Source organism: Streptomyces sp. CB02009 (assembly GCF_001905825.1).
In the GTDB taxonomy this organism is placed as follows: Bacteria; Actinomycetota; Actinomycetes; order Streptomycetales; family Streptomycetaceae; genus Streptomyces.
Window position 1 is genome coordinate 39,502 of sequence record NZ_LIVV01000006.1, and the last position, 20,432, is coordinate 59,933.

A 20,432-nucleotide genomic window follows, 5' to 3' on the forward strand; every position below is an offset into this window, starting at 1 on the left:
CGAGGCGTTCAGCGGGCGAAGACCCCGACGCCGTCCTCCGTGGCGTGCTTCGGGGCCAGTTCCCTGGCCTTGCCGGTGAGGGCGTCGCGGCGGACCCGGACGACCACGGCGCCGAGCAGCGCCGCCACGCCCGCCACCACGAACGGCATGTGGACGTCGCTCCACTCCTCGATCTTCGGGGCGAAGTACGGGGCGGCCGCCGCGGCGAACCAGCGGACGAAGTTGTAGCCCGCGCTGGCCACCGGGCGCGGGGCGTCCGAGACGCCGAGGGCGAGTTCGGTGAAGACGGTGTTGTTGACGCCGATGAAGGCGCCCGACAGGACCGTGCAGACGATCGCGGTGGTGTGGTCGCCGTATCCGAGCACCACCACGTCGGCCGCGAGCAGCACGAGCGAGCCGCCGAGGACGGTGAGCGAGCCGAAGCGGCGCTGGAGCCGGGGTGCGACCAGGACCGAGAAGACGGCGAGCAGCACGCCCCAGGCGAAGAACACCGCGCCGGACTTGTACGGCGTCATGTCCAGTACGAACGGGGTGAAGGCGAGCACGGTGAAGAAGGCGTAGTTGTAGAAGAACGCGGCCGCCGCGGCCGAGGCCAGTCCGCCGTGGCCCAACGCCCGGACCGGGTCGAGCAGCGAGGTCCTGCGGGCCGGCTTCGGCTGCTCCTTGAGGAAGACCGCGATGCACAGGAAGCCGATCGCCATCAGCGCGGCCGTGCCGAAGAAGGGGTAGCGCCAGCTGGCGTCGCCGAGCACGGCGCCGAGCAGCGGTCCGCAGGCCATGCCGAGGCCGAGCGCCGACTCGTAGAGCAGGATCGCGGCCGCGCTGCCGCCGGCCGCCGCGCCGACGATCACGGCGAGCGAGGTCGAGACGAAGAGCGCGTTGCCGAGCCCCCAGCCGGCCCGGAAGCCGACGAGTTCGCCGACGGAGTCCGAGGTGCCGGCGAGGGCCGCGAAGACGACGACCAGCGCGAGTCCGGCGAGCAGGGTCCGGCGTCCCCCGATGCGGCTGGAGACGAAGCCGGTGACCAGCATCGCGACGGCGGTGATGAGGAAGTACGAGGTGAAGAGCAGCGACACCTGGCTGGGCGTCGCGTCCAGGCCCTGGGCGATCGACGGCAGGATCGGGTCGACGAGGCCGATGCCCATGAAGGCGACGACGGACGCGCCGGCGGTGGCCCAGACGGCCGGCGGCTGGCGCAGGATGCTGCCTCCGCCGGCGTTCTCTTCTGCTCTCTCCATGGGTGCCGCTCCTCCGCGTCGAGATGGGTGCGATATACATAGAATAAGTTAGAGGAACTAATGAATGCAAGTTACATCTATATCTGCGGGTGGCCGTGGGTGAACGCCACGGGCCGGACGGGTGATCGTCGGTCGACCGTCCTTGACGCGGGGCTCCGGTGGTAGGACCGTTGAGCCCTATGAGGGGCGAACCCAGTTGTCCGAAGTGCGGTGGCCGGGTCAGGGCGCCCGGGCTGTTCGCCGACTCCTGGCAGTGCGACGCGCACGGCGCGGTGCACCCGCTCCAGCCCGTGATCCCGCCCAGCGTCGAGGCCCTCGGCGTCGTGGTGCACCGGTCCCACGTGCCGGTCTGGATGCCGTGGCCCCTGCCCGTCGGCTGGCTCTTCACCGGCGTCGCGTACGCCGGTGACGACCGCAGCGGCGGACGCGCCACCGCCGTCGCCTGCTCGGGTCCGGGACCGCTCGGCGGCATCGGCGAGCTGCTCCTGGTCGCCGAGGAACTCGGCGTCGGCCTCGGCGCCCGGTACGCGGGCATCGACGGCCCCGACCCCGGCGCGGGCATGGCCATCGACAAGCCCCCGCAGACGAAGGTGCTCGCCGCCGGCCGCCCGACCCCGCTCTGGCACGTCAGCGGCGCCCCGCAGGACCGCGCGGTCTTCGCGGGCGAGGCGCGCGGCCTCTGGCTGTGGGCGATCGTCTGGCCCGAGCAGTCCGGCCTCCTGATGTACGACGAGCTGGTCCTGACGGACCTGCGCGACGCGGGCGCCGAGGTCGAACTCCTGCCGTGCGGAGCGCTGACGCCGAGGCTGCTGAGCTGACGCGCGCCCGGCCGGTCCGGGCGGCTCCTTCCGTACGGGCGTGTTCGATTCGCCCGTTATGCTGGAGCGTCCCTCGTCCGTGCCGAAGTCCTGGAGTACCGCGTCGTGCGCATCGACCTGCACACCCACTCCACGGCCTCCGACGGCACGGACTCCCCGGCCGAGCTCGTCCGCAACGCGGCCGCCGCCGGGCTCGACGTCGTCGCGCTGACGGACCACGACACCACCCGCGGCCACGCCGAGGCGATCGCGGCGCTGCCCGAGGGGCTGACCCTCGTCACCGGGGCCGAGCTGTCCTGCCGGGTCGACGGCGTCGGCCTGCACATGCTCGCGTACCTCTTCGACCCCGAGGAGCCCGCGCTCCTCGCCGAGCGTGAGCTCGTCCGCGACGACCGGGTCCCGCGCGCGCGTGCCGTGGTCGGCAAGCTCCAGGAGCTCGGCGTTCCCGTCACCTGGGAGCAGGTCGCCCGGATCGCCGGCGACGGCTCCCTGGGCCGGCCGCACATCGCGGAGGCGCTCGTCGAACTCGGGGTCGTGCCGGACGTGTCCGGGGCGTTCACGCCCGAGTGGCTCGCCGACGGCGGCCGGGCCTACGTCCAGAAGCACGAGCTCGACCCGATCGACGCCATCCGCCTGGTCAAGGCGGCCGGCGGCGTCACCGTCTTCGCGCACCCGCTCGCCGTCAAGCGCGGCCAGGTGCTGCCCGAGGCCTCGATAGCCCGGCTCGCCGAGGCCGGACTCGACGGCATCGAGGTCGACCACATGGACCACGACGAGGCGACGCGGGCACGGCTGCGCGGGCTCGCGAGGGAGCTGGGTCTGCTGACCACCGGCTCCAGCGACTACCACGGCAGCCGCAAGACCTGCCGCCTCGGCGAGTACACGACCGATCCCGAGATCTACGGCGAGATCACCCGCCGTGCCGCGGGGGCCTTCCCGGTCCCCGGCGCGGGGGGACCCGCGGCCTAGGCCGGCTGCCGGGCCCCGTGGGGTCCGGACCCTTTCCGCGGGACCCGTCTCCCGGCCGGTCGGCCGGGCGTCAGGCGCGCTCCGTGCCCCGACCCGTGTCCGGGTGCGGGCCGCGCGGCCGTCCCCGGGCCCGCCGGCGTCCTTCCTCCTCCTGGTCCGCCCCCTCACGGCCCGTGCCGTGCCATGGGGCGGCGCTCTTCTGCCCCGCCTTCGGAATCCCGCATTCCGCACCGCCGGGCCACACCCCACCGTTCGACCTCTCCCGCAAGGCACCCCACCGTGTTCGACGTCGCCGTCTTCGGCTCGCTGTTCCTCACCCTCTTCGTGATCATGGATCCCCCCGGGATCACCCCGATCTTCCTCGCCCTCACCTCCGGCCGCGCGGCCAAGGTGCAGCGCCGGATGGCCTGGCAGGCCGTCGCCGTGGCCTTCGGCGTCATCACCGTCTTCGGTCTGCTCGGCCAGCAGATCCTGGACTACCTGCACGTCTCCGTCCCCGCGCTGATGATCGCGGGCGGCCTCCTGCTGCTGCTCATCGCGCTCGACCTGCTCACCGGCAAGACCGACGAGCCCCAGCAGACCAAGGACGTCAACGTCGCCCTGGTGCCGCTCGGCATGCCCCTGCTCGCCGGCCCCGGCGCGATCGTCTCGGTCATCCTGGCCGTCCAGAACGCCGACGGCGCGGCCGCGCAGGTCTCCGTCTGGGCCGCCATCGTCGCCATGCACGTGGTGCTCTGGCTGACCATGCGGTACTCGCTGCTGATCATCCGGGTCATCAAGGACGGCGGCGTCGTCCTGGTCACCCGGCTCGCCGGCATGATGCTCTCCGCCATCGCGGTGCAGCAGATCATCAACGGCGTCACGCAGGTCATCCAGAACGCCTGACGAGCCGGACGTGCCGGGCGCGCGCCCACCGCCGCGCCCGGCCGGCTCCGGACACCACTGCGCCCCCGTACGGATTCCGCTCTTGCGAAGTCCGTGCGGGGGCGCGGTGCGTGGTGTGGACCGGGCCTGTTACGAGGCCGAGGTCTCGGCGGGGCGGATCCAGATGCGCTGGCCGATCGAGGCGGCCTGCTGCACGATCCGGTTGACGGAGGCGGCGTCCACGACGGTCCGGTCGACGGGCGTGCCGTCGATGTCGTCGAGTCGCAGGATTTCGAAGCGCACAGGCTTCTCCCTTCGTCTGAGTTGATCCTCCTGATGGAGAACTGCGTTACGTACGGGTCCAACGACATGCACCCTGCAAACATTCCTTACGCTAAGGAAAATTTTCGGATGTCTAACTACCGGCGGGTAGGAGGGTGTGGCGGCCGGGCCCGGGGCGGCGGACAATGAGCCCCGTATGAACGACGCAGACACCACTCAGGTGACCGAGACCGACGCCCGCCTGCGCGCCCTCGACGCGCGCCTGGAGCGCACCAATGAGCTCCTCCAGCGGATGCTGGCCGAGGTCGCCAAGACCCCTTCCACACACGCCATCTTCGTCGACGCGGGTTACGTCCATGCTGCGGCCGGGTTGCTGGTGACGGGCACCGAGGACCGGCGCTCCTTCGACCTCGACGCCGAGGGCCTCATCGAGGCCTTCATCGACAAGGCCCGCACGATCTTCGCCGACAGCAGGCTGCTCCGCGTCTACTGGTACGACGGTGCCAGACGCCGTATCCACACCCCCGAGCAGCAGGCCATCGCCGAACTGCCCGACGTCAAGGTCCGCCTCGGCAACCTCAACGCCAACAACCAGCAGAAGGGCGTCGACTCCCTCATCCGCACGGATCTGGAGTCCCTCGCCCGCCACCGCGCCATCAGCGACGCCGCACTCGTCGGCGGCGACGAGGACCTCGTGTCGGCCGTCGAGGCCGCCCAGGGCTACGGAGCCCGCGTCCACCTCTGGGGCATCGAGGCCGCCGAGGGCCGCAACCAGGCCGAGGCGCTCCTCTGGGAGGTCGACAGCCAGCGCACCTTCGAGCTCGACTTCTGCCGCCCCTACGTCACCCGCCGCCCCGTCACCACGTACGAGAACGAGGGCGAGCCGCCGCCGTCCCGCGAGGAGGTGCGCTTCGTCGGCGCCCAGATCGCGGCGACCTGGCTCGGCGAACGCGGCCGGGACCGGCTCGCCGAGCTCCTGCCGGGCGCGCCCTATCTGCCCGGGCCGGTCGACCAGGACCTGCTCGTCGAGGCGGAGCGCCTCCTCAGCCGGTCCCTGCGCGGCCACGCCGCACTCCGGCGGGCCCTGCGGGACGGCTTCTGGCAGCACCTCAAGGGGCAGTTCTGACGGCTGCCCGCGGGCCCGGGGCCGGCGGGCGGCCGTCAGAACCGCCCGCGGCCCGGGGTCAGCGGGCGGTGCTGCGGACCCCGGCGGCCGCCGCCGTCCGCTCCCAGAAGCCGGTGAGGCGGTCCGTCAGCTCCCGCGGGTGCGACACGTTGGGGGAGTGGCCGGCCCCCGCCACCACCGTGTGGTGCGCGCCCGTGCGGGCGGCCGCCGCCGCGAGCGCGGCCGTCGGCCAGACCATCTCGTCCGCCCCGTACGCGATGTGCAGCGGCATCCGCAGCGCGGCCAGCTCCGCCGTCCCGTCCTGACGGCTGAGCAGCAGCCGCCCCGCCCCCGCCAGTTGCGCGATCCGGGTCCGCATCCAGCGCCGCCTAAGGAAGCCCGCGAGCTCCGGAGCGTCGTCGGTGTCCGGCTCCTCGCCCCGGCTGTCGAGCCAGCACATCGCCTGCCACACCCGCTCCTTCGGCAGGAACGCGAGCGCGACCCGCAGCACCCGCACCCGGACGCGCTGCGGCCTGGCGACCCGGCCCGGGCCCGAGGAGAGCAGCGTGAGGGAGCGGAAGGCCGCGGGGGCGAGCGAGGCGGCCGCGCGGGCCACCAGGCCGCCGAACGAGTGGCCGAGCAGATGGACCGGGCCGTCGCCGAGGGCCGAGGCCTGCGCCACCGCGTCGAGCGCGAGCGCCCTGCGGCGGTAGCCGGCCCGGCCGCGGGAGCCCGGGGACTGGTACTGACCGCGCCCGTCCACCGCCACGGCCCGGTACCCGGCCTCGCTCAGCGGGCCGAGCAGGGCCAGGAAGTCCTCCTTGCTGCCGGTGTACCCCGGCAGCAGCAGCACCGTCCCGCGCCGCCCGCCCCGGGGCTCCGTGTCGAGCACGGCGAAGTCGCCCCGCGCGGTCACGAGGTGGTGGGCACGGGTGCCGGGCGGCAGGACGAGGGACCGGGGCTTGCTCATGTCTGGACTGTAACCGCGCGCGCCGGGGACGGCCCGGGGCCCCTGCCCGTCCGGCGGCCGCGGGTGACCGGTTCCGCTCGCACGACCGCGGCCCGGCCCCTGGGGAGGGGCCGGGCCGCGGTCATGAGGGCGGGCGGGATCAGCTCTCGGGCTGAGCGGCCGCGGCCTTCTTGGTGGTGCGACGGCGCGGGGCCTTCGGGGCCTCGGCCTCGGCAGCGGCCTCGGCGACCGGCTCCGCTGCGGCCTTCTTCGTCGTACGGCGACGGGTCGGCGCCTTCGGCTCCGAGGCGTCGGGCGCCTCGGCGACGACGGCCTTCTTGGCCGCGCGGCGACGGGGAGCCTTGGGGGCCTCCTCGGCGACCGGCTCCGCCACGGCCTTCTTGGCGGTACGGCGACGGGGAGCCTTCTTCGGCTCCTCGACCGGGGCCTCGACGGCCGGCGCCGCGGCGACGGGCGCCTCGACGACCGGCGCCACCGTGACGACCGGCGCCTCGACGACGGCGGCCGGAGCGGCCTTGGCGACCGGGGTCGTGATGATCACGGTCGCGGCCTCGGCCGACGCGGCCGGCGAACCGGCGGCCTTGCGGACCACACGACGGCGCGCGGGCTTCTTCGGCTCCTCCTCGACGACCGGCGCGGGCGCCGGCTCGACGACGGCCTCGACGATCGGGGTGGAGGTCACCGGCGAACCGGCGGCCTTGCGCACCACACGGCGACGACGCGGCGCGGGAACCTCGGCCGTGACCGCCGCGGCGGCCTCGGCCACCGGGGCGACGGGCGCGACGACGGCCGCGACCGGCTCGGCCACCACCGGAGCGGCGACGGCGGGAGCGGCGACCTGCTCCGCCACGGCCTTCTTGGCGGTACGGCGACGGGGAGCCTTCTTCGGCTCCTCGACCGGGGCCTCGACGGCCGGTGCCACGGCGACGGGCGCCTCGACGACCGGCGCGGCCTTCGCGGCGCGCAGGGCGGCCGCGGCCGTCTCGACCGTCTGGAACGACACGGTGTCCTCGACCGGGCGGGCGAGGCGGGGACGACGACGGCGCGGGGCCGGGGCCGACTCCTGGGCCACCGGGGCCGGGGCGGCGGGCGCGGTGCGCACGGCCTCCGGACGGGCGGCGGTACGGCTGCGGCGGCGCGGGGTCCTCGGCTCGGCGGCCGGGGCCTCGGCCACGGCGGCCGCGGGAGCCTCGGTCACGGGCGCCGGAGCGGCGTCCTCGACCACGGTGCGGGCGGCCGGAGCCTTCCGCTCGGTCCGGGTAGCCGTCGCCTGCGCGGTCTGCGCGGCCGGAGCCGCCTGGGTCACCGGTGCGGAGCCCGGGGCGCCGACGCGGGTGCGACGGCGGCGGCGCGGGGTGCGCGGGCCGGACTCGGCCTGCGCCTCGTCCGTCACCGGCGCGGTCTCGACGGCCGGGGCCGCGGAGGCCGCCGGCGCGGTGGCGTCGGGCTCGCCGCCACGGGTCCGCCGGCGCTGACGCGGGGTCCGCGTCCGCTCCGGGCGCTCCTCGGTCCGCTCGGTCCGGTCGTTCTTCGGGCCGCGCGCACGGCGTCCGCCGGGCTCGCCCAGGTCTTCCAGCTCCTCCGCGCCCAGACCCGCACGGGTCCGCTCGGCGCGGGGCAGGATGCCCTTGGTGCCCGCCGGGATGTCCAGCTCCTCGTAGAGGTGCGGGGACGAGGAGTAGGTCTCCACCGGGTCGTGGAAGTCCAGCTCGAGGGCCTTGTTGATGAGCTGCCAGCGCGGGATGTCGTCCCAGTCGACCAGCGTCACGGCCGTGCCCTTGTTGCCCGCGCGGCCGGTGCGGCCCACGCGGTGCAGGAAGGTCTTCTCGTCCTCGGGGGACTGGTAGTTGATGACGTGCGTGACGCCCTCGACGTCGATGCCGCGGGCCGCGACGTCGGTGCAGACGAGCACGTCGACCTTGCCGTTGCGGAAGGCGCGCAGCGCCTGCTCGCGGGCGCCCTGGCCGAGGTCGCCGTGGACGGCGCCGGAGGCGAAGCCGCGGCGCTCCAGCTGCTCGGCGATGTCGGCCGCGGTGCGCTTGGTGCGGCAGAAGATCATCGCGAGCCCGCGGCCGTTGGCCTGCAGGATGCGGGAGACCATCTCCGGCTTGTCCATGTTGTGCGCGCGGTAGACGTGCTGCTTGATGTTGGCGACGGTCACGCCCTCGCCGTCGGGCGAGGTGGCGCGGATGTGCGTCGGCTGCGACATGTAGCGGCGGGCCAGGCCGATGACGGCGCCCGGCATGGTCGCCGAGAACAGCATGGTCTGGCGCTTCGCCGGAAGCATGTTGATGATCTTCTCGACGTCGGGCAGGAAGCCCAGGTCGAGCATCTCGTCGGCCTCGTCGAGGACGAGGACCTTGACGTGGGACAGGTCGAGCTTGCGCTGACCGGCCAGGTCGAGCAGGCGGCCGGGGGTGCCGACGACGACGTCGACGCCCTTCTTCAGCGCCTCGACCTGAGGCTCGTACGCCCGGCCGCCGTAGATGGCGAGCACGCGGACGTTGCGCACCTTGCCGGCGGTGAGCAGGTCGTTGGTGACCTGCTGGCACAGCTCGCGGGTGGGAACGACGACGAGCGCCTGCGGGGCGTCGGTCAGCTGCTCGGGCTTCGCCCGGCCGGCCTCGACGTCCAGGGGGACGGTGACGCGCTCCAGGATCGGGAGACCGAAGCCGAGGGTCTTGCCGGTGCCGGTCTTGGCCTGGCCGATGACATCGGTGCCGGTCAGGGCGACCGGGAGGGTCATCTCCTGGATCGGGAAGGGGTTGACGATGCCGACGGCCTCAAGGGACTCGGCCGTCTCGGGAAGGATTCCGAGGTCTCGGAAAGTCGTAGTCAGGGTGCTGCCTCTTCTGTGGACGCGGTGCGAGGCGAACGAAGGGGGTCGTACCGTGCCGGGAACTGCCGGCGCGATCCGGGGGATCGCTGCCGGGTGGCACGGGACCACTGCCGTCGCTCGAGCGTCGTACCGCTGAGGTGACCCTTCCGCGGGTCCGCCGGAAGGGCTGTCGGGCCGGAGCCGATCGGGCCACCGACCGGGCATCCTCATTCATGAGTCGGCCCACCGGATACGTCCGAACGTGCGAAAGCATGTCCGCATACTCAGCAGGCGCCTTATCACTGTACCCCGGAATCGCGCATGTGTGTTGGGAGAAATGGTGATGAGGGCACGGTCACACTGACTGACCAGCGCCTTCCCCCGGTGCCCGAGCGGGCTATTGTGCGCTCCATGGAGACGCCTGACAACGCCACACCCACCGGGATCGCCGCCAAGGACTGGGCGACGGCTTCCGCCGAGCCGCAGTACCGCGCCGCCGTGATCGACCTCCTCGGCGCCCTCGCCTACGGAGAGCTCGCGGCCTTCGAACGGCTCGCCGAGGACGCCAAGCTGGCGCCGACCCTCGCGGACAAGGCGGAGCTGGCGAAGATGGCCTCCGCCGAGTTCCACCACTTCGAGCGGCTGCGCGACCGCCTCGCCGCCGTCGACGCCGAGCCGACCGCGGCCATGGAGCCCTTCGCCAAGGCGCTCGACGACTTCCACCGCCAGACCGCGCCGTCGGACTGGCTGGAGGGCCTGGTCAAGGCGTACGTCGGCGACTCGATCGCCAGTGACTTCTACCGTGAGGTCGCGGCCCGCCTCGACTCCGACACCCGGAGCCTCGTCGTCTCGGTGCTCGACGACACCGGCCACGGCAACTTCGCCGTCGAGAAGGTCCGCGCCGCGATCGACGCCGACCCGCGCGTCGGCGGCCGGCTCGCGCTCTGGGCACGCCGTCTGATGGGCGAGGCGCTCTCGCAGGCGCAGCGCGTGGTCGCCGAGCGCGACGCGCTGTCGACCATGCTGGTCGGCGGGGTGGCGGACGGCTTCGACCTCGCGGAGGTCGGCCGGATGTTCTCCCGGATCACCGAGGCCCACACCAAGCGCATGGCCGCGCTGGGTCTGGCCGCCTGAGCGTCACCCGTACGAAGACGTTCCCGTACGAGGAGGTCGTGCGCGCAAGCGTTCCCGTCGTACGGGAAGGGGGCGGGCGGCGCTGTTCACGCCGCCGCTGATCGGCGCAGCCGCCTGCGGGAGGCCGGCCTGATCAGCAGCGAGAGCAGCACCGCCGCCACCGCCACCGCACCGATGAGGGTGGCGAGGAAGTGGCCGGGGCCGAGGGCCCCGTGGGTGACGAGAGCGCCGAAGACGCCGCCCAGCGCGCCGGTGGCGAGGACGATCACCCGGACGGGGAGGCGGTCGGGCAGCCGGTGCGCGGCGGCCCACGCCAGGGCGAAGCCGAGCAGGGCGGAACCGAGGGCTTCCAGGAACACTGCGGATCACCTCGCGAGGGGTGCGGGGCGGGTGGTGCGGTCGAAGCGTTCCTACCCCAGCGCTCCGGAACGCAATCCTCCCGTACGCCCTGACGTGGTCATTCGGACATCCGAGGGCATGGCGGGACGACGCGCGCGCCCGCACGGCGAAGGGCCCGGTGGACCGTGACGGTCCACCGGGCCCTTCCCGTAGATCCTGGGCTCAGAGCGCGCCGAAACCCACGCGGCGCACGGCGGGCTCGCCGAGTTCCACGTACGCGATCTTCTCGGCCGGGATGAGGATCTTGCGGCCCTTCTCGTCCGAGAGGCTGAGCAGCTGCGCCTTGCCGGCCAGCGCGTCGGCCACGGCGCGCTCCACCTCCTCGGCGGACTGCCCGCTCTCCAGAACGATCTCCCGGGGTGCGTGCTGCACGCCGATCTTGACCTCCACGGCTATGTCCCTCCGAACGGTCAGCGTTGCGCGATTACCGCGCCCTACGCTGCACACATTAGCCCGGTGAGGGGACGCGTACGCCTGGTTGCCGCACGCCAGGAGCGAACAGCCGACGGGAATGTTCAGTGACCCTCGGCGCTCAGCTGTCCGTCCGCGCCGTGCAGCGGGAAGCCGGCGATGCCGCGCCAGGCGAGCGAGGTCAGCAGTCCGACCGCCTTGTCGCGCGGGATGGCGGACCCGCTCGACAGCCAGTAGCGGGCGACGACCTGGGAGACGCCGCCGAGCGCCACGGCGAGCAGCATCGACTCGTCCTTGGAGAGGCCGGTGTCCTCGGCGATGACGTCGGAGATCGCCTCGGCGCACTGCAGGCTCACCCGGTCCACGCGCTCGCGTACGGCGGGCTCGTTGGTCAGGTCGGACTCGAAGACGAGCCGGAAGGCGCCGCCCTCGTCCTCGACGTACGCGAAGTAGGCGTCCATCGTGGCCGCGACGCGCAGCTTGTTGTCCGTGGTGGAGGCGAGCGCCGTGCGCACCGCGAGGAGGAGGGACTCGCAGTGCTGGTCGAGCAGGGCCAGGTAGAGCTCCAGCTTCCCGGGGAAGTGCTGGTAGAGCACCGGCTTGCTGACGCCGGCGCGCTCGGCGATGTCGTCCATCGCGGCCGAGTGGTACCCCTGGGCGACGAAGACCTCCTGGGCGGCGCCGAGGAGCTGGTTCCGTCGGGCACGTCGCGGCAGGCGCGTGCCCCGAGGGCGTGCTGCCTCTGTCTGCTCGATGGCGCTCACGCGGCCTCCCAAAAATCGATCCATGCACGCTGTCGCGCGCGCCGCCATCGTACTTTTGGGTAACCCGGCTGTGCGCGGTGCGGACGCAGAATTTCACGGACCGGACGTCCGGGTCGACAGTCGATTCAAAAGTAAACCGAACAAATCGGCGTTAGTCGTCCGATCAGCGGTAGTCGTCCTCGTCCAGGCTGACGACCCGTGCCTGTTCGGACGAGTCCGCCTCGTTCGCCGAGTCGCGCTCGACATGGGTGAGCTGTTCGTCCTCGCGTTGCTGCAGTTCGGTGTGCTGCTCGGCAGCGTCGGCCTCCGGAATTTCCTGGTCCAGCACGACGTCCTCTTCCTCGGCGAAGCTGTCCGGATCGGTCGGATCGACAGTCATGAGGTTCCTTCCGGAGCTGCGGGGTCGCGGTCGACTCCGATGGCCCTCTCTCCGAGCGTAGGAGCACCTGCGGCTCGCCGCACACGCACCTGTGACGGCACCCACACGTCCGCGCGCGTGATCGTCTCGTAATATTGCGGCCATGTCGTCGACCGAGCTGCCGGAAACCCGGACCGCCGCCGCGCCCTCCACGTCGCGCCCCGCGCGCGCCGTACGGGTCGCCGACGGCGAGGAGCTCCGCTCCGTCTCGCTGCCCGGACTCACCCTGACCGTGCGGGCCCGGCCGGGCGTCGAGCCCGGTCTGCCGCCCGCGCTGTACGTCCACGGCCTCGGGGGCTCCTCGCAGAACTGGTCCACCCTGATGCCGCTGCTCGCGGACGTCGTCGACGGCGAGGCGGTCGACCTGCCCGGCTTCGGCGACTCGCCGCCGCCCGACGACGGCAACTACTCGGTCACCGGGCACGCCCGCGCCGTCATCCGGTACCTCGACTCCAGGGGCCGCGAACCGGTCCACCTCTTCGGCAACTCGCTGGGCGGCGCCGTCGCCACCCGCGTCGCCGCGGCGCGCCCCGACCTGGTCCGCACCCTCACCCTCGTCTCGCCGGCGCTGCCCGAGCTGCGCGCCCAGCGCACGGCCTGGCCCACGGTGCTGCTCGCGGTGCCCGGCGTCGCCTCGGCCTTCGCGAAGCTCACCAAGGACTGGACGCCCGAGCAGCGCGTCCGCGGTGTCCTCTCGCTCTGTTACGGGGACCCCGGGCGGGTCACGGACGAGGGCCTGCGGTACGCCGTGGAGGAGATGGAGCGGCGGCTCGAGCTCCCCTACTTCTGGGACGCCATGGCCCGCTCCTCGCGCGGCATCGTCGACGCGTACACGCTCGGCGGCCAGCACGGACTGTGGCGTCAGGCCGAACGGGTTCTCGCGCCGACGCTCCTCGTCTACGGTGGGCGCGACCAGCTCGTCTCGTACCGGATGGCCCGGAAGGCGGCCGCGGCCTTCCGCGGCTCGCGTCTGCTGACCCTTCCCGAGGCGGGGCACGTGGCGATGATGGAGTACCCCGAGACGGTCGCGCAGGCCGCCCGGGACCTGATCGCCGATCACGGCGGGAGCTGATCCGGGGCGTGGGACGACACAGTCGCAAGGGCTCCGCGCCCTCGGTGGCCGACACCGGACAGCAGGCCGCGGTCCCGCGGCCCCAGCCGGCCGCCGGAGCGCCCGGCGCGCAGCCGGGCCGCCCGCCGCAGGGCGGCACGGGGCGCCGCCGCAGGACCGCGGCCGGCGCGGGCCAGGACCCGAAGGGCACCCCGGCGCACGGCACCCCCGTGTACGGGACGCCCGCGCACGGCACCCCCGCGTACGGCACTCCGGCGCACGGCACCCCTGTCCACGGCACCCCCGCGCACGGCACTCCCGCCTACGGCGGTGGGGCCCACGACACCGGGGCGCACGCGGCCCTCGGGACCCCCGCGCACGGCGTCCCCGTCTACGGCGGCTCCGTACGGGGCGGGCACCCGCAGCACGAGGAGGGCGCCGCGCCCCGGCCGTACGGCGCACGGCGTGGCGCTCCCCGCACCGGGGAGGCCGAACAGGGCGCCGCCCAGGCGCCGTTCATCCCCGGCCCGCGCCGCGAGACGCTCCCCGAGGCCGACGAGCCGGCCGGCCGGGGCGGCCTCGGCCGCACCCTCACCGGTGTCGCGGCCGCGGCCGTCGCCACCGTCCTCGCCGTCGTCGTCACCGGACAGGTCGCCGACAAGGACGAGGCCCAGGGCGCGGCCAGCGCCGCCGGGCAGCCGGACGAGCGGGCCTCCGACGACACCTCCGCCTCCCGCTCCGACGACCGGACCACCCCGTCGGCCCCGTCCGCCCAGGCCACCCCGCCCCCTCCGCCGACGTACGAGCAGCTGATCGCCCGCCAGTACCCGATCGACCCGAAGCTCAAGGGCTCGGGCAAGTTCGGGGCGGTGCCCGGCTTCCAGAAGGCCCCCGGCAAGGGCAACCTGGTCCGCTACCGGATCGACGTCGAGGAGGGTCTCGGCCTCGACCAGAACCTCTTCGCCACGACCGTGTTCAAGACCCTCAACGACCGCCGCAGCTGGGCCGGCAACGGCGAGATGACCTTCGAGCGCATTTCCAGCGGCGAGCCGCAGTTCGTCATCACGCTCGCCAGCCCCGGCACCACCGGCGTCTGGTGCGCGAAGTCCGGGCTCGACACGCTGGCCGAGAACGTGTCCTGCGACTCGGCGCAGACGGACCGCGTGATGATCAACGCCTACCGCTGGGCGCAGGGTTCGGAGACCTTCGGGCCGAAGGCGATGTTCGCGTATCGCCAGATGCTCATCAACCACGAGGTCGGACACCGGCTCGGGCACGGCCATGTGAACTGCGGCACTCCCGGCGCGCTCGCGCCCGTGATGCAGCAGCAGACGAAGTCCCTGGACATCGGCGGAATCAAGTGCCGTCCCAACCCCTGGGTGCACCCCGGGAGTTGAGATCGGCCCCGATACTCGGGTGATCACATCCTGAGACGCGTGTCTCGGGAATCGCGCGAACCGCGTTGACATCGTTCGCGCGTTCGTTCATATTTCTCGGCATGTCGCCCCATCACGTCGATTCCGATCGCGCCGCCTTCGAGCTGGCGCTCATCGGCGTGGCCGGACATTCCGTCGCCGACATTCTCTGTAGCTGACCAGCCCGAGCGCTTCGTCGGCCTGCTTCTCCCGCATTTCCGATGATTCTCCGCGCTCGGGTGTTCTCTCCCCGCAGGCGCGGCTTTCTCCTTTGATCACCTGTGCTCGGTCATTCCCTCCGGATGCCGCCGCTCGCCGCTGCCCGCGTGGAATTCCCCTTCCCGTACCCGCAGTTCTCCGAGAGGTTTTCTCCGATGCGTCAATCGTCCGTCGTTTCGCGCCGCGTGGCAGCGACCGCCGTCAGTCTCGTCCTGACCCTGGGCGTCGCCGCCTGCGCGGGCCCCGAGGACACCGGCGCCAAGGGCGGCACCTCCGGCAAGGCCGCGGGCGCCCCGCAGAAGGGCGGCACGCTGACCGTCCTCAACACCGAGGCCCAGACCGACTTCGACCCCGCCCGCCTCTACACCTCCGGCGGCGGCAACGTCCCCTCCCTCGTCTTCCGGACGCTCACCACCCGCAACCGCGAGGCGGGCGCCGCAGGCACCCAGGTCGTCCCCGACCTCGCCACCGACACCGGCCGCCCCAACAAGGACGCCACGGAGTGGACGTACACGCTGAAGGAGGGCCTGAAGTTCGAGGACGGCACGCCCATCACCAGCGCCGACATCAAGTACGGCATCGAGCGCTCCTTCGCCGCCGAGCTCTCCGGCGGAGCCCCGTACCTGCGTGACTGGCTCATCGGCGGTGACACGTACCAGGGCCCCTACAAGGACAAGAAGGGCCTCGCGTCCATCGTCACCCCCGACCCCCGGACCATCGTCTTCAAGCTGAAGAAGCCCGAGGGCGAGTTCCCCTTCGTCGCCACCCAGACCCAGTTCGCCCCGGTCCCCAAGGCCAAGGACACCGGCGCCACGTACGAGGAGCACCCCGTCTCCTCCGGCCCGTACAAGGTCGTCAAGAACGAGAACGACGGCGAGCGCCTGACCCTGGAGCGCAACGAGCACTGGGACGCCGAGACCGACGAGGAGCGCAAGGCCTACCCGGACAGGATCGACGTCCGGTCCGGTCTCGACGAGGCCGTGATCAACCAGCGCCTCGCCACCTCCACCGGGGCCGACGCCTCCGCGATCACCACCGACACCAACCTCGGCCCGGCCGAGCTCGCCCAGGTGGGCTCCGACAAGGCCCTCGCCGCCCGCGTCGGCACCGGCCACTTCGGCTTCACCAACTACATCGCCTTCAACCCCAAGGTGAAGCCCTTCGACAACCCCAAGGTCCGCCAGGCGATCTCGTACGCGATCAACCGCACCAGCGTCGTCAACGCGGCCGGCGGCTCCGCGCTCGCCGAGCCCGCCACCACCTTCCTGCCCGAGCAGACGGCCTTCGGCTTCACGCCGTACGACCACTTCCCGGCCGGGAAGACGGGCGACCCGGAGAAGGCCAGGCAGCTCCTGAAGGAGGCCGGCCACCCGAACGGGCTCACCATCACCCTGCTCCACTCCACCGCCCAGAACCGCACCACGAGCCCCGAGATCGCCACCGCCGTCCAGGAGGCGCTCGGCAAGGCCGGCATCACCGTCAAGCTCGACGGACAGCAGCCCAACTCCTTCAACGAGAAGCGCTGGAGCGTCAAGGACGCGCCCGGCTTCTTCCTCTCCCGCTGGGGCGCCGACTGGCCGGCCGGCGGCCCGTTCCTCGCGCCGATCTTCGACGGGCGGCAGATCGTCGCCAACGGCTCCAACTACAACCACGCGCAGCTGAACGACCCGGCGGTCAACAAGGAGATCGACGAGATCAACAAGCTGACCGACCTCAAGGCCGCCGCCGCCCGCTGGGGAGCCCTCGACAAGAAGATCGGCGAGCAGGCGCTCGACGTGCCGCTCTTCCACCCCGTTTATAAGCGGCTCGTCGGCAAGAACGTCAAGAACGTCGTCATCAGCGACTGGACCGGCGTCCTCGACATCTCGCAGGTCTCGGTCAAGTGACCGCTCCGACCGTCACGACGGCGCCCGTGGCGGGCCTCCCCGCCACGGGCGCCGCCCGGCAGGTGTGGCGACGGCTCCGCACCCGCCCCGCCGCCCTCGTCTCCGCCGCCGTCCTCCTCCTGCTCGTCGTCCTCGCCGTCGGCGCGCCGCTGTTCGCCGCCCTGGAGGGCCAGGACGCGAACACGTACCACGACGACCTCGTCGACTCGGCCCGCGGCGGCGTCCCGTACGGCGCCTTCGGCGGCGCGAGCGCCGACCACTGGCTCGGCGTCGAACCCGGCACCGGCCGCGACCTGTTCGTCCGGCTCCTGTACGGCGCCCGGATCTCCCTGCTCGTCGCCGTCGGCGCCACCGCCGTCCAGATCCTCATCGGCGTCCTCGTCGGACTCGCCGCCGGCCTCGGCGGGCGCTGGATCGACGGCGTCCTCGGCCGGGTCACCGACGTCCTCGTCGCCCTCCCGATGCTGGTCCTCGCCGTCGCCCTCACCGCCGTCGTCCCCCGCGGCTTCCCCCGGCCCCTGCTGCTGATCCTCGTCATCGGCTTCCTCGGCTGGGCCGGGACCTCCCGCATCGTGCGCGCCCAGACCCTCACCCTCAGAAGCCTCGACTTCGTCGCGGCCTCCCGGCTCGCGGGCTCCGGGCCGTGGCGGACCGCCCGCCGCGAGCTGCTGCCCTCGCTCGCCGCGCCCGTCATCACCTACGCGGCGATCCTCGTCCCCACCAACATCGTCGTCGAGGCCTCGCTGTCCTTCCTCGGGGTGGGCGTCACCCCGCCCACCCCGTCCTGGGGGCAGATGCTGTCGACCGCGCAGACGTGGTTCCGGGCCGACCCCGCGTACGTCCTGCTGCCCGCCGGACTGCTCTTCGTCACCGTGCTCGCCTTCACCGTCCTCGGCGACGCGGTCCGCACGGCCCTCGACCCGCGCGAGGCGAGCCGCCTGCGCGTGGGCACCCGCAAGGAGGCCTCCTGATGACCCGCTTCGTCCTCAAGCGGCTCGCGGGCGCCCTGCTCGTCCTGCTGGCCCTGTCGGTCCTCGTGTACTCGCTCTTCTACCTGGCGCCCGGCGACCCCGCGCGGCTCGCCTGCGGCGAGCGCTGCAACCCGCAGCAGATCGCCCAGGTCCGTGAGCAGCTCGGTCTGAACGACAGCATGGCCGTCCAGTACCTGCACTTCCTCCAGGGCGTCCTCACCGGCCGCGACTACTCCACCGGCACCACCCTCGTGCACTGCGACGCGCCCTGCCTCGGACTCTCGTACCAGAGCGACCAGCAGGTCACCCGGCTCGTCCTGGAACGGCTCCCCGCCACGGCGTCCCTCGTCGTCGGCGCGCTGGCCGTCTGGCTGGTCGTCGGCGTCGGCACCGGACTGCTCTCCGCGCTCCGCCGCGGCGGCCCCACCGAGCGGATCCTGACCCTGCTCACCCTCGCCGGGAGCGGCACCCCCGTCTTCATCCTCGGCCTGCTGCTCCTCATGGCCGTCTGCGCCTACCTCCAGTGGCTGCCCTTCCCCAGCTACGTGCCGTTCGGCGAGAACCCCGAGCAGTGGGGCTGGAACCTGCTCCTGCCCTGGCTCACCCTCGGCCTCTTCGAATCCGCCAAGTACGCCCGGCTCACCCGGAGCGCCACCCTGGAGACCCTCGCCGAGGACCACATCCGCACCTTCCGCGCCTACGGCGTGGGGGAGCGGTCCGTCGTCACCCGCCACGCGCTGCGCGGCGCCGTTCCGCCGGTCATCGCGATCAGCGCCGTCGACCTGGGCTCGATGTTCGGCGGAGCCGTCCTCACCGAGTCCCTCTTCGGGATCCCCGGGCTCGGCAAGACCCTCATCGACGGGGTGAAGGCTATCGACCTGCCCGTGGTGGTGGGCGTGGTCATGGTGACGGGCACGTTCGTCGTCCTCGCCAACGTCCTCGCGGACCTGCTGTACGCGGCCGCCGACCGAAGGGTGGTCCTGACGTGACCCCGCTCGTCGAAGTGACCGACCTCACCGTCGAGTTCGCCCGGTCCGGCGATCCCGTACGGGCCGTCGACGGCCTCTCCTTCACCCTCGGCGAGGGCCGGGCCCTCGCCCTCGTCGGCGAGTCGGGCAGCGGCAAGTCCACCGTCGCCGGCGCCCTCCTCGGCCTCCACCGGGGGACGGGGGCGCGGGTCGGCGGGACCGTACGGGTCGGCGGCATCGACGTCGGCACGGCGGGCCCCGGCGAGCTGCGGCGGCTGCGCGGCGGAGTCGCCGCCATGGTCTTCCAGGACCCGCTGTCCGCCCTCGACCCCTACTACGCCGTCGGCGACCAGATCGCCGAGGTGTACCGCGTCCACGCCGGAGGCTCGCGGCGGGACGCCCGCGCCCGCGCCGTCGAGGTCCTCGACCGGGTCGGCATCCCCGACGCGGCCCGCCGCTCCCGCTCCCGCCCGCACGAGTTCAGCGGCGGCATGCGGCAGCGGGCCCTGCTCGCGATGGCCCTCGCCTGCGAACCCCGGATCATCGTCGCCGACGAACCGACCACCGCCCTCGACGTCACCGTGCAGGCCCAGATCCTCGACCTGCTGCACGAGCTGCGGCGCGAGACGGGAACGGCGCTGCTGCTCGTCACCCACGACGTGGGCGTCGCCGCCGAGAGCGTCGACGAGGTGCTGGTCATGCGGGACGGCAGGGAGGTCGAACGCGGCCCCGTGGGCGAGGTGCTGGGCGCACCGGCGGAGCCGTACACCAAGCGGCTGCTCGCCGCGGTGCCGCGGCTCGACGGACCGGTGCGCGAGCCCCTGGAGAAGGGGCGGCCGCTTCTCGAAGTCCACGACCTGCGGCGGGTGTTCGGACGGGGACCGAAGGCGGTGACCGCCGTCGAAGGCGCCTCGCTCACCCTCCACGCGGGCGAGACCCTCGGCGTCGTCGGGGAGTCCGGCAGCGGCAAGACCACCCTCGGCCGGATGCTGGTGCGGCTCCTCGACCCGACCGGCGGCGAGCTCCGGTACGGAGGGAAGGACATCGGGTCCCTGCCGGAGCGGGAACTGCGCCCCCACCGCCACGAACTCCAGATGGTCTTCCAGGACCCGGTCGCCTCGCTCAACCCGCGCCGCTCCGTGGGCGAGTCGATCGCCGACCCGCTGCGGGTGGCGGGGGAGCGGGACGAGAACCGGATACGGGGCCGGGTGCGGGAGCTGCTCGACCGGGTCGGGCTCGACCCCGACCGGTACGAGGCCTACCCGCACGAGTTCAGCGGCGGGCAGCGCCAGCGCGTCGGCATCGCCCGCGCGCTCGCCGCCGAGCCCCGCGTCGTCGTCTGCGACGAACCCGTCTCCGCCCTCGACGTCACCACCCAGGCCCAGGTGACCGCGCTGCTCGCCGAACTCCAGGCCGAACTCGGGCTCGGCCTCGTCTTCATCGCCCACGACCTCGCCGTCGTCCGGCAGGTCAGCGACCGGGTCGCCGTCATGCGCGCGGGCCGGATCGTCGAGCAGGGCACGGTCGCCGAGGTGTACGGCGCGCCCCGGGACCCGTACACCCGGCAGCTGCTCGCCGCCGTCCCCTCGCTCGACCCGCTCCGCGCGACGGAGCGCCGCGAGCAGCGCCGGGAACAGCGCCGCGAGGAACGCCAGGAACTGGCCGTCGCCTGACCCTCCGTGACCGTTCTGGCGTGTACCGCGACAGAACGCTACCGGGGAGGGAAAGTTAC

20 protein-coding genes are annotated in these 20,432 nt (G+C 73.1%); 12 read left to right on the top strand and 8 right to left on the bottom strand.

Translation table 11 applies throughout. From position 1 onward, the window contains the following. Positions 1–8: 8 nt before the first annotated feature. On the bottom strand, positions 9–1,238 hold the full coding sequence (locus AMK27_RS24020) for an MFS transporter (RefSeq protein ID WP_073912040.1): 1,230 nt from the start codon (positions 1,236–1,238) through the stop codon (positions 9–11). Positions 1,239–1,417: 179 nt separating this feature from the next. Between AMK27_RS24020 and AMK27_RS24025 the strand changes: the two genes are divergently transcribed. The 3 genes from AMK27_RS24025 to AMK27_RS24035 all read left to right on the top strand — a co-directional run bounded on the left by AMK27_RS24025 (position 1,418) and on the right by AMK27_RS24035 (position 3,910). Next, entirely contained in the window at positions 1,418–2,056 is a 639-nt protein-coding gene (locus AMK27_RS24025; RefSeq protein WP_073912043.1) for a DUF6758 family protein, read from the top strand. A 105-nt stretch (positions 2,057–2,161) separates the two neighbouring features. Beyond that, positions 2,162–3,025 (top strand): PHP domain-containing protein, encoded by an 864-nt coding sequence (locus tag AMK27_RS24030; RefSeq protein WP_073912046.1) that lies wholly within the window; start codon positions 2,162–2,164, stop codon positions 3,023–3,025. Positions 3,026–3,304: 279 nt separating this feature from the next. Continuing rightward, on the top strand, positions 3,305–3,910 hold the full coding sequence (locus tag AMK27_RS24035) for a MarC family protein (RefSeq protein WP_073809041.1): 606 nt from the start codon (positions 3,305–3,307) through the stop codon (positions 3,908–3,910). 129 nt (positions 3,911–4,039) lie between these two features. Here AMK27_RS24035 and AMK27_RS41940 read toward each other — a convergent pair whose 3' ends face one another. After that, positions 4,040–4,192 (bottom strand): hypothetical protein, encoded by a 153-nt coding sequence (locus AMK27_RS41940; protein ID WP_086024648.1) that lies wholly within the window; start codon positions 4,190–4,192, stop codon positions 4,040–4,042. Positions 4,193–4,367: 175 nt separating this feature from the next. On the opposite strand from AMK27_RS41940, the gene AMK27_RS24040 reads away from it, so the two are divergent. Continuing rightward, positions 4,368–5,297, top strand: coding sequence for an NYN domain-containing protein (locus tag AMK27_RS24040; protein ID WP_073912049.1), 930 nt, complete (start codon positions 4,368–4,370; stop codon positions 5,295–5,297). Between the two features lie 58 nt (positions 5,298–5,355). On the opposite strand, the gene AMK27_RS24045 is transcribed toward AMK27_RS24040, so the two are convergent. Together AMK27_RS24045 and AMK27_RS24050 are read right to left on the bottom strand one after the other, a co-directional pair. Continuing rightward, positions 5,356–6,246 (bottom strand): alpha/beta fold hydrolase, encoded by an 891-nt coding sequence (locus AMK27_RS24045; RefSeq protein WP_073912052.1) that lies wholly within the window; start codon positions 6,244–6,246, stop codon positions 5,356–5,358. 139 nt (positions 6,247–6,385) lie between these two features. Continuing rightward, positions 6,386–8,992, bottom strand: a complete 2,607-nt coding sequence (locus AMK27_RS24050; RefSeq protein WP_073912055.1) for a DEAD/DEAH box helicase — start codon at positions 8,990–8,992, stop codon at positions 6,386–6,388. Between the two features lie 483 nt (positions 8,993–9,475). On the opposite strand from AMK27_RS24050, the gene AMK27_RS24055 reads away from it, so the two are divergent. Continuing rightward, on the top strand, positions 9,476–10,198 hold the full coding sequence (locus tag AMK27_RS24055; RefSeq protein ID WP_073912058.1) for a ferritin-like fold-containing protein: 723 nt from the start codon (positions 9,476–9,478) through the stop codon (positions 10,196–10,198). Between the two features lie 86 nt (positions 10,199–10,284). On the opposite strand, the gene AMK27_RS24060 is transcribed toward AMK27_RS24055, so the two are convergent. The 4 genes from AMK27_RS24060 to AMK27_RS24075 all read right to left on the bottom strand — a co-directional run bounded on the left by AMK27_RS24060 (position 10,285) and on the right by AMK27_RS24075 (position 12,151). Next, on the bottom strand, positions 10,285–10,557 hold the full coding sequence (locus AMK27_RS24060) for a hypothetical protein (protein ID WP_073912061.1): 273 nt from the start codon (positions 10,555–10,557) through the stop codon (positions 10,285–10,287). A 202-nt stretch (positions 10,558–10,759) separates the two neighbouring features. Next, positions 10,760–10,987 carry a DUF3107 domain-containing protein gene (locus AMK27_RS24065; protein ID WP_030207540.1) on the bottom strand — a complete coding sequence of 76 codons (228 nt, stop codon included), beginning with the start codon at positions 10,985–10,987 and terminating at the stop codon, positions 10,760–10,762. 125 nt (positions 10,988–11,112) lie between these two features. After that, complete coding sequence (locus AMK27_RS24070) at positions 11,113–11,772, bottom strand: TetR/AcrR family transcriptional regulator (protein WP_073912064.1); 660 nt, start codon at positions 11,770–11,772, stop codon at positions 11,113–11,115. Positions 11,773–11,935: 163 nt separating this feature from the next. Further along, a complete protein-coding gene (locus tag AMK27_RS24075) occupies positions 11,936–12,151 on the bottom strand; it encodes a hypothetical protein (protein WP_073912067.1) in 216 nt (71 codons plus the stop codon). Positions 12,152–12,293: 142 nt separating this feature from the next. Here AMK27_RS24075 and AMK27_RS24080 point away from each other — a divergent pair, with 142 nt between their 5' ends. The 7 genes from AMK27_RS24080 (at position 12,294) to AMK27_RS24105 (ending at position 20,373) form a co-directional block, all read left to right on the top strand. After that, entirely contained in the window at positions 12,294–13,262 is a 969-nt protein-coding gene (locus tag AMK27_RS24080) for an alpha/beta fold hydrolase (protein WP_073912070.1), read from the top strand. 8 nt (positions 13,263–13,270) lie between these two features. Further along, positions 13,271–14,638: a DUF3152 domain-containing protein gene (locus AMK27_RS24085; protein WP_073912073.1), complete on the top strand. Its 1,368-nt coding sequence runs from the start codon at positions 13,271–13,273 to the stop codon at positions 14,636–14,638. Positions 14,639–14,739: 101 nt separating this feature from the next. Continuing rightward, the gene (locus AMK27_RS44365; RefSeq protein ID WP_338014326.1) at positions 14,740–14,835 is read left to right on the top strand and encodes an Ms4533A family Cys-rich leader peptide; all 96 of its coding nucleotides are present in this window, start codon (positions 14,740–14,742) and stop codon (positions 14,833–14,835) included. A 195-nt stretch (positions 14,836–15,030) separates the two neighbouring features. After that, a complete protein-coding gene (locus AMK27_RS24090) occupies positions 15,031–16,761 on the top strand; it encodes an ABC transporter substrate-binding protein (RefSeq protein WP_198955932.1) in 1,731 nt (576 codons plus the stop codon). Then, positions 16,758–17,732: an ABC transporter permease gene (locus tag AMK27_RS24095; RefSeq protein ID WP_198955933.1), complete on the top strand. Its 975-nt coding sequence runs from the start codon at positions 16,758–16,760 to the stop codon at positions 17,730–17,732. The genes AMK27_RS24090 and AMK27_RS24095 overlap by 4 nt, the downstream gene beginning before the upstream one ends. Then, the gene (locus AMK27_RS24100) at positions 17,732–18,721 is read left to right on the top strand and encodes an ABC transporter permease (protein WP_073912076.1); all 990 of its coding nucleotides are present in this window, start codon (positions 17,732–17,734) and stop codon (positions 18,719–18,721) included. Before AMK27_RS24095 ends, AMK27_RS24100 begins: the two co-directional genes overlap by 1 nt. Next, positions 18,718–20,373 (top strand): dipeptide ABC transporter ATP-binding protein, encoded by a 1,656-nt coding sequence (locus AMK27_RS24105; protein ID WP_073912079.1) that lies wholly within the window; start codon positions 18,718–18,720, stop codon positions 20,371–20,373. The genes AMK27_RS24100 and AMK27_RS24105 overlap by 4 nt, the downstream gene beginning before the upstream one ends. The last annotated feature ends 59 nt before the right edge of the window (positions 20,374–20,432 follow it).